At 56.3% G+C, this 12,161-nt stretch carries 7 protein-coding genes; all 7 read left to right on the top strand.

Annotated features, from left to right (window positions below; all coding sequences use genetic code 11):
* The first annotated feature begins 22 nt into the window (after positions 1 to 22).
* The 7 genes from Q399_RS0112395 to Q399_RS0112360 all read left to right on the top strand — a co-directional run bounded on the left by Q399_RS0112395 (position 23) and on the right by Q399_RS0112360 (position 12,160).
* Positions 23 to 2,857 carry a discoidin domain-containing protein gene (locus Q399_RS0112395; protein WP_211253313.1) on the top strand — a complete coding sequence of 945 codons (2,835 nt, stop codon included), beginning with the start codon at positions 23 to 25 and terminating at the stop codon, positions 2,855 to 2,857.
* A 31-nt stretch (positions 2,858 to 2,888) separates the two neighbouring features.
* Positions 2,889 to 3,923, top strand: a complete 1,035-nt coding sequence (locus Q399_RS0112390; protein WP_051685947.1) for a glucosamine kinase nucleotide-binding domain-containing protein — start codon at positions 2,889 to 2,891, stop codon at positions 3,921 to 3,923.
* Entirely contained in the window at positions 3,920 to 4,978 is a 1,059-nt protein-coding gene (locus tag Q399_RS0112385; protein ID WP_211253311.1) for a glycosylasparaginase, read from the top strand. The genes Q399_RS0112390 and Q399_RS0112385 overlap by 4 nt, the downstream gene beginning before the upstream one ends.
* Complete coding sequence (locus Q399_RS0112380; RefSeq protein ID WP_031568902.1) at positions 4,975 to 6,897, top strand: endo-beta-N-acetylglucosaminidase; 1,923 nt, start codon at positions 4,975 to 4,977, stop codon at positions 6,895 to 6,897. The genes Q399_RS0112385 and Q399_RS0112380 overlap by 4 nt, the downstream gene beginning before the upstream one ends.
* Positions 6,894 to 7,601 (top strand): copper homeostasis protein CutC, encoded by a 708-nt coding sequence (locus Q399_RS21130; protein ID WP_051685946.1) that lies wholly within the window; start codon positions 6,894 to 6,896, stop codon positions 7,599 to 7,601. The genes Q399_RS0112380 and Q399_RS21130 overlap by 4 nt, the downstream gene beginning before the upstream one ends.
* A gap of 120 nt (positions 7,602 to 7,721) precedes the next feature.
* Entirely contained in the window at positions 7,722 to 10,349 is a 2,628-nt protein-coding gene (locus tag Q399_RS0112365) for a beta-mannosidase (RefSeq protein WP_051685945.1), read from the top strand.
* Positions 10,349 to 12,160 carry a sodium:solute symporter family protein gene (locus tag Q399_RS0112360; RefSeq protein ID WP_211253309.1) on the top strand — a complete coding sequence of 604 codons (1,812 nt, stop codon included), beginning with the start codon at positions 10,349 to 10,351 and terminating at the stop codon, positions 12,158 to 12,160. The genes Q399_RS0112365 and Q399_RS0112360 overlap by 1 nt, the downstream gene beginning before the upstream one ends.
* The last annotated feature ends 1 nt before the right edge of the window (position 12,161 follow it).

The following is a 12,161-nucleotide window of genomic DNA, read 5'->3' as shown; positions in this document are numbered from 1 at the left end:
AGGAAAAAATACAGAGGATTAAATGATGAAACAGTTCAAAATCAACATGATGTATGGGGTTGTCGCACTGGCGCTGACCTCGCTGTATGGCTGCGGCGGTGCTGGTGAAGCAGATCCGGCCAATATTCCGGTGACTTTAGATACCACTGCGGCTGATATCAGCGGTTCGGCGGTCAAAGGCACTTTACGTAATGCCAAAGTCACAGTGTCACAGTTAAACGGTTCTGCCATCAGCATTGGCAGTGGCGATCGCACCGGCAGCAACGGCAAAGTGGCGTTTTCGGTCACGGCGAAAGAAGGCTTTGGCCTTAATAGCATGCTCAAAGTGGACGTCGCGGCGGACGCCCAGTCCAGTATGGTCTGTGATGCGGTGAAATGTGGCCCGGTGGCTTTAGGCGAAGTGTTAAGCGGTGCGCCGTTAACCGGCACCACCTTCTCGACCTTAACCTGGGTGCAGATGCCCTATGCGTCGAAATCTGACGGCGTGGTTGATGCGCGCTTCCAGGCCAATGCGCTGACGACTGTTGCCAGCAAACTGGTGGCAGCAGACGTAGCTGCGGGCCGTAATGTGTCGGTGCGGCCATTGTATGAAATGGCGCTGGCCGATGGCTCTGCACTGCTGCTGAAAGCGCTGGGCGTGGCGGTGAAAGCCAACGTATTTACCACAGATCTGGTCAGTGCCGAGGCCTATGCAAATATGGTCACCGGCGAGACTTGTGAAAAAGACGTCTGTAAAGACACGTTAATCGCCCCTGATGCCATCAAGCTTTCTTTATTAAATGCCGCATTTGCCGCCATCGGTGAAGGCGAGACTTTTAACCAGCTGATGAACGATGTCGCTGCTGCCATTCCATTGGCGCAGGAAGGCGATGTCACGGTGTTAACGCCACTGCGCGAGCGCATGCTGGCGGCGGTAAGCGGCCTGCCTTATCTGGCCAAAGTCGGCCTGACAGCAGAAGATGTTGTTGATGTGAAACTGGCCTTTATTGACGCAGCCACCAGTTCCGGCCCGGTACGTGAAATCACCACAGATGCCGCTGTCGCCAGTGCTGTGATCACCGGCAGCAACCGCATCAGTGCGGCCGAAGCCGAAGCGATGGCTTTTGATGGCAATAACAACACCAAATGGCTGGACCACCATGACTGGAAAGGCGCACCAAGTGTCGCCAGCCCAAGCTGGGTGCAGGTGAAGTTTGCCGAGCCACAGGCGGTCAATACGCTGGTCATGACCAGCGCCAACGACGCGCCGGCGCGCGATCCGGAGAATTTCCAGGTATTAGCTTCCAACGACGGCACCAACTGGGTGACGCTGGCTGAGTTTATCGGCGAGAGCTTTGACAAACGTTTTGAGCGTAAACAGTTCCGCTTTGTCAACGGTCTGGAGTTCAGCTACTACAAAGTCAACATCACCAAAAACAAAGGCGATGACACGCTGATGCAAGTGGCGGAGATTGAGTTCGTGGGGCCGGTTTACACCAGCGCGGACCATACAGATCCGGTTGGCACCGGCATTATTACGGCACGTAACCGCATTGGTGATGGCGAAGCTGAAAGCAAGGCTTTTGATAACGACGTCAACACTAAGTGGCTCGACCATAACGACTGGAAAGGCGCGCCAACAGCCGCCAACCCAGCCTGGGTACAGATTGACCTGCCGGAAGCCAAAGCGGTCGATACGCTGGTGCTGACCAGTGCCAACGATTCACCAGGTCGCGATCCGGAAAACTTCAACCTGCAGGGCAGTAACGACGGTGGTAAAACCTGGACCACGCTGTCGGCATACCTTGGCGAGAGTTTTGATAAACGCTTTGAGCGCAAGCAGTTCAGCGTTGCCAACAGCCTGGCCTTTAGCAGCTACAAGCTAAATATCAGCAAAAACAAAGGCGATGACACGCTGATGCAAATCGCTGAGATTGGTTTAGTCGGGCCAAAACTGCCGGACTTAAACCACGCCATGATGGCCGGTGTCACTATCACAGCCCGCAATGCGATTGGCGATGGCGAAGCCGGACCAAAAGCTTTTGACGGCCGTACTGACACCAAGTGGCTGGACCACAACAACTGGAAGGGCGCGCCGACTGAAGCCGCACCAAGCTGGGTACAAGTGCAGTTCCCGACGCCGGTGGCTGTGAACAAACTCGGTTTAATCAGTGCCAACGACGCACCAGCGCGTGATCCGGAGAACTTCAATATTGAAGCCTCCGATGACGGCAAAAACTGGGTAAAACTGGCCAGCTGGATTGGCGAAAGCTTTGATCAGCGTTTTGAGCGCAAAGTGTTTAACTTCAGCAATGACCTGGGCTTTAGCTACTACCGCTTTAACATCACCAAAAACAAAGGTGATGACACCCTGATGCAAATCGCCGAAATCGAAATGATTGGCCCGCAATATCAGTCGGTGGACCACTCTGCGGCGGCCGGCGTGACTTTCACGGCCCGTAACCGCATCGGCGATGCCGAAGCAGAAGGCAAGGCCTTTGATAATGATATCAATACCAAGTGGCTGGACCATAATGACTGGAAAGGCGCACCGACTGAAGCCAATCCATCCTGGGTGCGGATTGATTTACCAAAAGCGCAAATTGTCTCAAGCCTGGCTATCACCAGTGCTAACGACGCCGCTGGCCGCGACCCGGAGAACTTTAACGTCGAAGGTTCAAACGATGGCGGTGTGACCTGGGTACGTTTAGGCAGCTGGATTGGCGAAAGCTTTGACAAACGCTTTGAACGCAAACTGTTTGAAATGGGTAACGGCTTCGCGTTCAGCAGCTATCGTATCAACATCACCAAAAACAAAGGCGATGATACCTTGATGCAAGTGGCTGAATTTGAACTGATTGGCCCGGTTCTGCCTTAAGTGTGACCCGTGTGCATGGGAGGAGGGGCCAATGATGGCCCCAAATCTCAGTCCTGACCAGCCAGCTTCTGGCCTGGTGTTTCCCCCGGTGCAGTTTGTTGCACCGGTTTTTTTACCCGGCGTTTTGCCGGTGCGTAGCTCAAGGACCTTTATGAATTCAATCGCAACTGCCTTCAACCCCGGATCTGCAGCTGAGTTGGCGCTGCCGGTCGGTATTGGTATTGACGGCGGCGGCAGCCATTGCCGCGCCTGGGTGTTTAATGCCAAAGGGCAGGTGCTGGGACAGGGCCAGAGTGGCCCGGCCAACCCGGTCGGTGGTTTAACCGAAAGTTTCGCAGCTATTACCGAAGCGGCGATGAAAGCCTTGCTGGATGCGGCTTTACCGCAACATTTATTGGCGCAGCTGCCACTGGCGGCCGGCCTTGCCGGTTTGCATTTACCGCAGTTTTATCAGCAATTTCAGCAGTGGCAGCATCCGTTTGCCAGTTTGCATCTGACCACAGATTTACAAATCGCCGCTTACGGCGTGCATCAACAGCAGGATGGCGCAGTGCTGATTTTAGGCACGGGGTTTAGCGCGCTGGCGAGCGTGGGGAGCGATCGCACTGAACTCGGTGGTTATGGTTTCCCAATTAACTGTAATGCCAGCGGTTCCTGGTTTGGTTTAGAAGCGGTCAAAGCGGTGTTATTGGCGCGCGACGGTCTGGCACCGGCGACTGTGCTGACAGAGCTGCTGCCGGATGCTGAGACTTCAGCCAGTCTCGCCAATCAGTATTTAGGCCAGGGCCCGGCGGTGTATGCCCGGCTGGCGCCTTTGGTGCTCAAAGCTGCCTTTGATGGTGACGTAGTGGCGGTACGTATCCGGACTGAAGCCGTGCAGTTTGTCGAGACTGTGGTACGGCGGTTATTACAGGTCGGCGCACCAAAGGTCGGGCTGGTCGGTGGCATCGCCGGTCAGCTGGTGCCACTGTTAGACCAAAGCTTGCCTTGTAGTTTTGTCAGCAATGCCGGCGAGCGCGGCAGCTGGTGTTTTTTAGCACAACAACTGGCTGAGGTGCGGGCATGACTAAGTCTAAGATGTCGCAACAACATAAATCACTGTTACAGGGCCGGCGCGATTTATTAAAACTGGCGGCGGCTTTGCCGCTGGCCGGTGGACTGAGCGCTTGTGCCAGCACGACTGCGTCAGATAAATCAGCCACAGCAGCGGCAACTTCCACGCCGAAACCATCTGCTGTGCGTAAACCAATAGTCGTGTCGACCTGGGAGCATGGCATGCCGGCCAACGCGGCGGCCTGGCAGGTGTTAGCGGCCGGTGGCAGCGCGCTCGATGCAGTCGAGCAAGGTGTGCGGGTGCCGGAAGCGGACCCGGCAGTACGCACTGTCGGCTACGGCGGTTATCCGGATGCGTCCGGTGAAGTGACTTTAGACGCCTGCATCATGGACCATCAGCTCAATTGCGGCTCTGTGGCAGGCCTGAAGCGCATCAAACATCCGATTTCCGTCGCGCGCGCCGTGATGGAAAAAACACCGCATGTGATGCTGGTCGGCGAAGGCGCACTGACATTTGCCAAAGCGCAGGGTTTTGTTGAAGAGAACCTGTTAACCGAACAAAGCAAACAAGACTGGCTGGTCTGGCGCGAGCAAGGCAAAGCCAAGTCGCAGATTAACCTCGAGAATCACGACACCATCGGCATGCTGGCACTCGACAGCGACGGCCATCTGGCCGGAGCCTGCACCACCAGCGGTGCGGCCTATAAATTACCGGGCCGGGTCGGGGATTCGCCGCTGATTGGCGCGGGTTTGTATGTTGATCAGGATGTCGGCGCGGCCACGGCGACTGGCCTGGGTGAGCTGATGATTAAAACCGTCGGTTGTCATTTGGTGGTGGAACTGATGCGGCAGGGCTTAAACCCGCAGCAGGCTTGTCAGCGCGCGGTTGAACGCATCGCGGCAAAAATCCCTAATGCGGCAGAGGCGCAGGTTGGTTTTCTGGCGTTAAGTGTCAGCGGTGAAGTCGGCGCTTATTGTCTGCATGGTGGTTTTAACTATGCGGTGCAGGATGCCAGCGGCGCGACGCTGACGGATGCCATTCACCTGCTGCCCGGAGTGGTGGTATGAAGGTAGTGGTATTTGTGCTTGGACTGCTGCTGGTCGCCGATGTCCAGGCCCAGTCTCAGATCCAGTCACAAAGCTCTGGCTTGACCCCAGACCAACCGCCGTTTGCGCTGACACTGGCACAGGCTAAAGCCTGGACGCCGCATGGTGCCACAGCCAGTAAAGCTAATATCAGCCAGGTGCCCCTGGCGGCGCGGCTACCGGCGCCACTGAACTCTCCTCAGGCGCTGAACCAGCGGTCGCAGGCGCTGAATCAGCAGGCGCAGGTTCTGTTTGCTCCCGATGGCATGAATAATTTTGGCAATTATTTGCAAGCGCAGCCCAAAGCCAATTTGTATAGCTTCAGCAACTGGTCACAGATCGACATCCTGAACTGGTTTGCCGGCACCGCCGATTTAACCGTGCAAATCCCGGCGCGGCCCTGGGTTGAAACCGCGCATAAAAATGGCGTCAAAGTGCTGGGCTCAGTGTTTTTGGGCATCGCACAATGGGGCGGCAGCCCGGATACGGTGGAAAAGCTGCTGGAGCAAGACGCGGCTGGTAATTTTATCGTCGCCGATCAGTTACTGCGTATTGCCGCTTATTACGGTTTTGACGGTTGGCTGGTAAATCAGGAAACCGATTTAACTTTGGTCAAAGATGCGCAAAATCAGCTGGTTATGGCGGCCAATGGCAAACCAAGGCGCGACAAAGCTCGTGGGGAGCAGCTGGCGGCGAAAATGCTGGCATTTATGCAGTATCTGACCGCCAAAGCTCCGGCTGGTATCGACATTCATTGGTATGACGCGATGATCGCCGACGGCACTGTACGCTGGCAAAACGAGCTGAATGCGAAAAATCAGGCCTATTTACAGACCGATGCCGCGTCTGCTGGTTCGCACGCGATGTTCCTCAATTACTGGTGGAATGGCGCTATGGTCAGGCAGTCGGTGGCACGGGCAAAAGCCGCCGGGTTGTCACCTTATCAGCTGTTTTTTGGTGTTGATTTATGGCCGGAGCGTGACGCGCAGCAGGCTTTTGTCCAAACGCAGTGGCTACAGGACTTACGCGCTGAGTCAGGCGTTGCTTCAGGCGATGCGAAAGGCGTGATGCAGACTTCCATCGCACTGTTTGCTCCCAATGTGAACTTCAATTTTGCCGGCAATAAAACCACGCCGGCGTACAGCACTTTTGCCAAAGACGCGCAGGATATCCAGCGCTTTTATCAGACCGAGCAGCGCTTGTTTGCCGGCGATGACCTGAACCAGGCCGTGACCGATGCCGGCAACGCCTGGCCTGGGGTTGGCGCTTATTTACCGGCTAAAACCGTGTTAACCAGCCTGCCGTTTGTGACCAACTTTAATACCGGTCAGGGGCTGTATTGGTTTGAACAAGGTCAGCGCCAGCGCGCGCCGTTTTTGTCGGACGCGCCTGATGCTTCAGCGAAAGACAGCGCGGCGCCAGCAAACACCGACAGTGGCTGGACCGATATCAGTCAGCAGGACATCCTGCCAACCTGGCAATTTGCGCTGCAAGGCAAAGCGGCGGCCGCGTCGACGTTGCGATACGACTTCAACTATGGCTGGTCTGGCGGTAGCAGTTTATTGCTGCAAGTGCGCAGAACCGGCGATCTGACGACCCCGTTGTATCAATTTGCCTTGACTCTGCCTGCAACGGCGCAGCTACAGCTACAGCTGCAAACCGATGCGCCGGGGGCGATCGAGCTACTGCTGCAAACGGACAAGGCTGTGCATCGGTTTCCGCTGGGTGACACAGCACTGGCGCAGCAATGGCAGTCGCAACTGATTGATATTTCAGCGCTTAAAGGCCAGCAATTGCAACGCCTGAGCCTTGCTCTGGCGTCGGCCAGGCCAGCAAAATTGCAGTTCAGGTTGGGTCAGATCGCGCTGACTGACACGGCTTCGTCAGGAGCCAAACCATGATCAAACTGGAACTTTGCCTGCAAACCGAAACGCATCTGGCGGCTAATGTTGCATTGGCGCGCGAGTTTGGTGTCGCCAGGCTGGAATTGTGCAGCCGGATGGATCAGGACGGCCTGACACCAAGCCCGGCCCAGGTTGCGCTGGCGCGCCAGCACTGGGGCGACGGCCCGGGGCTGGTTGCAATGCTACGGCCACGTGGCGGCGATTTTTGTTATGACGCGTCTGAAATTGCTTTGCTGCGGCACGACATGGCGCAGTTGGCAGCTGCCGGGGCTGACAGTGTCGTGCTCGGTCTGTTAACCGCCGAACACAAGCTGCATCAAAGTGCGGTCGCAGAGTTGGTGGAGTTCGCTGCTGTGCTGGGACTCACTGTGGCGTTTCACCGCGCCATTGACGCCAGCGCTGACCCGGCCTTGAGTTGGTTACAGCTAAGCCGGCTGCCAGTGGCGCGGGTACTGAGCGCCGGCACCCGCTGGGACAGTAAACTCCCGGCGACGCAGGGCATCGCACAACTACAGGCATTTCTCGCCGCGGGCGGACCTGAACTGGTGATCGGCGGCGGTGTTCATGCCGGCAATATCGCCGCGATCCGCGCGCAGTTGGCCACGGACGCCGCGTATTCATTTCATCTGCATTCTGCGGTGCAGCGCCAGGGGCTGGTCGCGGCAGATTTACTGCAGGCAGTGCAGGCGCAGCTATGTTAACCACCGCCCTGCTGTACCAATGGCTGACCGAATTGCAGTCCGAATGGCTGTCCGAATTATCGCCTGTCGGGTTGAGCCTTATATGGCCACTCAGGCTGAGTTTTCTCTGAGGATTATCGTTTGAATACAAATACTTCTGCTGGTGCTGCGGCACCGGCTTCTGCCCCGGTTCTGTCTGCCGTCAACTCAGAACGCCCACTGACTGGCTGGCAACTGCGTCAGCTGCCAACGACCGCTACGCCGTTTTTACGCATCAAAGACGCCATCCCCGCCACAGTGCCGGGTTGCAACTTCACCGATTTGTTTGCCGCCGGCGCTATTCCTGACCCATTTTTTGGCGCCAATGAAACACAATTGCAGGATATTGAACTGAGCGACTGGGTATATCAGTGTCAGTTTGAATTAAGCGCCGCCGAGCTTAAACAAGGCCAGTGGTTGTTGCAGGCTGATGGCCTGGATACTTTCTGTGAGGTGCGCTTAAACGGCGTGTTGCTGGGCGAAACCAACAACATGTTTGTGCCCTGGTCTTTTGTGCTGAATGACGCACTCCAACAAGGCAGCAATCAGCTGGAGCTGACCTTCCGTTCGCCGATTTTGCGCGCAAGGCCACAACAGCAGGCGGCCGGGCTGATTTATCCGGCCGAGAATGACAAATCCGAAGACAAACTGTCGGTGTTTGTGCGCAAAGCGCCTTGTCATTTTGGTTGGGATTGGGGCCCGCGTTTTGTCTCCAGCGGCATCTGGCGGCCGATTGCGTTGCAATGTATACCGCTGGGCCAGATTGTCGACAGTCACGCCACAGTGGTGTCGGTCAGCGCAGCTGCGGCAGAGCTGCTGGTTGAAGCTGAAGTTAATTTGATTACTGCAGCTGAATTGCAGCTTGAACTGACTTGTGACCTGCTGAACCTGCACCAGACGATTAGTGTCACACCAAAAGCCGGCAGTCAGACGCTGCAGTTTAAAGTTCAGGTCGACAACCCGCAGTTATGGTGGCCGGCCGGTTTTGGCGAAGCGTTTTTATATCCGTTTGTGCTGCGGCTGCAAGCTGTCGGAGCAACTGCTGGCGGTACCCAGGCCAGCACAACGATTGCCCGGCAGGATTTGCCGGTCGGCATCCGTCAGATTGAAGTCATCAATGAACCGGACGCTGACGGTGTGTGTTTTTACCTGAAAGTAAACGGCGTGCCGGTGTTCTGCAAAGGCGCGAACTATATTCCGGCTGATGCCTTCCCAGCGCAAATCAGCAAAGCACGGCTTGATGCCGAATTCGCTGCCGTCACCAATGCCGGCATGAATATGCTGCGGATTTGGGGCGGCGGCTATTATCAGGACGAGTATTTTTATCAGCTGGCCGACCGCCATGGCGTGTTGATTTGGCAGGACTTTATGTTCGCCTGCAGCCTGTACCCGGCCACGCCGGACTTCCAGGCCAATGTCGAAGTTGAGGCGCGCGCCAATGTGCGGCGTCTGCGCCGCCATCCGTCAGTGGCACTTTGGTGTGGTAACAATGAAGTGGATATGGGCATCGCCTGGTGGGATTGGCCGGCCAAATTTGGTTATAGCGACAGCCAGTGGCAGCAGCTGAAACAGGATTATCACGCACTTTTTGGTGAGTTATTGCCGACGGTGTTGAAGGAGCTGGACCCCACCAGCTTCTATCTGCGCTCCAGCCCGCAGGGCTTTTGGGAAGATAACACTGACCATATCGGCAACCAGCATTATTGGGGCGTCTGGCATGGTGAAGCGCCTTTTAGCGAATTCGCTCGTCGTGTGCCGCGTTTTATGACCGAATATGGTTTTCAGTCGTTTCCGCTGCCGCAGAGTTTCGAGCGGTTTCTGGCACCTGCCGACTGGGATTTACAGGCCAGCGCTTTTAAAGTGCACCAGAAACACCCGCGTGGTAATCAACTCATTCAAAGTTATATGCAGGGTGAATATGCGCCGCCGGCGGATTTCACTGCGCTGACTTATTTAAGCCAGGTGCAGCAGGCGCAGGGCATGCGTCAGGCCTTTGAAGCGCACCGCAAAGCGATGCCGTTTTGTATGGGCACTTTGTACTGGCAACTGAATGACACCTGGCCTGCCGCCAGCTGGTCTGGTATCGATTATTATGGCCAGTGGAAAGCGCTGCATTATCAGGCCAAGCGCTCCTTTGCGCCGCAGTTGCTGGTTTTTAGTGCTTTAGAAGAAGGTACTTTAGCCTTGCAGCTGGTGTCGGACAGCCGCGAAGCGCATGCGGCGACACTTGAACTGCAGCTGCTGGATTTCTCCGGTACTGTGCTGTGGCAGCAACAACAGCCGCTGCAAACCCCGGCGCTTAGCAGCACCCAAGTGTGGCAAGGTCAGCCGCCGGTGGCGACGCCTTCGCGTGCCGTGCTGCAGGCCCGATTAGTTGCTGCTGACCAACAGCTGCTGGCGGAACAACTATGGTACTTTGTGCCGCCACTGGCACAGGATTTAAAGGCTGTTACGCCAGCGCTGCAGTGGCAGCGTGAAGGTGAGCAGCTGCAGCTGACGCTCAGCAGCGACTGGGTAATACGGCAGCTGTGGTTGTCAGTGACGCAGGCAGAACAGCCTGACAGAGTGTGGAATTTCTCCGACAACTTCTTTGACTTGTTGCCGGGCCAGCCTCGCACTGTGACGCTGGACGTCGCCGGTCTCAGCGATGCAGATTGTAATCAGCTGATGGCGTCCCTGCGCTGCTACTCCATCGCCGATACAGCGGCAGAAAACACAGGAACACATTGATGGATAACGGACAAACCGTGATGCAACTGGGCTGGCTCGACGGCGCCGTCATTGTCGCTTATTTGCTTGGCACTTTGTGGCTCGGCCTTTGGGTGTCACGCCGCGCCGGTGCCAATTTGCAGGAATATTTCCTCGCCGGCAAAACCATGCCCTGGTGGTTGCTGGGGGTGTCCAACGCGTCCGGTATGTTTGATATCGCCGGCACTATGTGGCTGGTGACTGTTTGTTTCCTCTATGGTCTGAAAAGCGCCTGGTTGCCCTGGGTCTGGCCGATCTTTAATCAGGTATTCCTGATGGTCTATCTGTCAGCCTGGCTGCGCCGCTCCAACGCCTTAACCGGCGCCGACTGGCTAAAAAGCCGCTTTGGCGATGGCCCCGGCAGTTTGTGGTGTCAGGGCGTGGTGGTGTTATTTGCTGTGGTTAGCGCCATTGGTTTTGTCGCTTATGGTTTTCAGGGCATTGGTAAATTCGCTGCGGTATTCCTGCCGTGGGATTTATCGTCCGACACTTATGCGCTGATTATTTTCGCCCTGACCACCTTGTATGTGATTAAAGGCGGCATGTACGGCGTGGTGATGACTGAGCTGCTGCAATTTGTGCTGATGACCTTTGCCGCTGTGGCGGTTGGCGTCATTGCGATGCAGCAGGTAAGCCCTGAGCAACTCGCCGCCGTGATCCCGGCCGGCTGGGATTCCTTATGGTTTGGCTGGAATTTAGAGCTGGACTGGTCGGCGCAATTGCCGGCAGCCGCGGCGCAGATTGAAAAAGACGGCATGCAGCTCTTTGGCATCATGATCATGCTGATGTTGTGTAAAGGCGTATTGTTCAGCATGGCGGGCCCGGTGCCGAACTACGATATGCAACGCATTCTGGCGGCAAAATCACCTAGTGAAGCGGCCAAAATGAGCGCCGTGGTGTCCCTGGTGATGTTTATCCCGCGTTATCTGATGGTGGCCGGTTTTGCCGTGCTGGCGCTGGTGTATTTGCGCCCGGAAATCGCCGCTGCCGGCAGTAATTTTGACTTTGAACGGCTGTTGCCGGTGGCGATTGAACGGTTTGTGCCGGCTGGTCTCGCCGGGTTGTTAATTGCCGGTTTGCTGGCAGCTTTTATGTCGACCTTCTCGGCATCGCTGAACGCGGCACCTGTGTATCTGGTGCATGACGTGTACCGCAAATTTATTAACCCGCACCAATCTGAGCAGTTTTATGTCAGCCTGAGCCGTTATGTCGCCGTCGCGCTGGTGCTGGTCGGCACGGCTTTAGGCCTGATGCTCAGCAGCATCAATGACATTATGCAGTGGATTTTTGGTGCGCTGTTTGGTGGTTATGCCGCCGCCAATTTGCTGAAATGGCACTGGTGGCGTTTTAACGCCTGGGGTTATGCCGCCGGCATGCTGACTGGCCTCATCGCATCGCTGGCGTTGCCGCTGTTGTACCCGGAATTACCACCGTTGCAGGCTTTCCCATATCTGCTGCTGGCGGGTCTGATTGGTTCTGTCGCTGGCACTTTGCTGACCAAACCCGAGCCCGACGCCGTGCTTTGCCAGTTCTACAGACAAGTGCGGCCCTGGGGTGTGTGGGGGCCTATTGCCGCCAAAGTGCAGGCCGCCGATCCGACCTTTGTTCCGGACCAGACGCCGGGGCGCGATGCGCTGAATATTCTGGTCGGCATGGCCTGGCAGCTTTGCCTGGTGGTATGGCCGATTTGCCTGGTGATCCGCCAGTGGTCCGGCTTTTGGGCCGCGACCGCACTCTTTGTACTGACCAGCCTGTGGCTGTACCGCTTCTGGTATAAAACCCTGAAGGACTAAT

The organism is Rheinheimera texasensis DSM 17496 (genome assembly GCF_000711985.1).
Classification (GTDB): domain Bacteria; phylum Pseudomonadota; class Gammaproteobacteria; order Enterobacterales; family Alteromonadaceae; genus Pararheinheimera; species Pararheinheimera texasensis.
Note: the sequence above shows the minus strand (reverse complement) of the source record. Positions and strands in the feature narration are given on the sequence as shown.

What these genes read in the sequence shown, in the direction of transcription:
- Q399_RS0112395 (WP_211253313.1), top strand. Translation starts at nt 23, where the DNA reads ATGATGAAACAGTTCAAAATCAACATGATGTATGGGGTTGTCGCACTG.
- Q399_RS0112390 (WP_051685947.1), top strand. Translation starts at nt 2,889, where the DNA reads ATGATGGCCCCAAATCTCAGTCCTGACCAGCCAGCTTCTGGCCTGGTG.
- Q399_RS0112385 (WP_211253311.1), top strand. Translation starts at nt 3,920, where the DNA reads ATGACTAAGTCTAAGATGTCGCAACAACATAAATCACTGTTACAGGGC.
- Q399_RS0112380 (WP_031568902.1), top strand. Translation starts at nt 4,975, where the DNA reads ATGAAGGTAGTGGTATTTGTGCTTGGACTGCTGCTGGTCGCCGATGTC.
- Q399_RS21130 (WP_051685946.1), top strand. Translation starts at nt 6,894, where the DNA reads ATGATCAAACTGGAACTTTGCCTGCAAACCGAAACGCATCTGGCGGCT.
- Q399_RS0112360 (WP_211253309.1), top strand. Translation starts at nt 10,349, where the DNA reads ATGGATAACGGACAAACCGTGATGCAACTGGGCTGGCTCGACGGCGCC.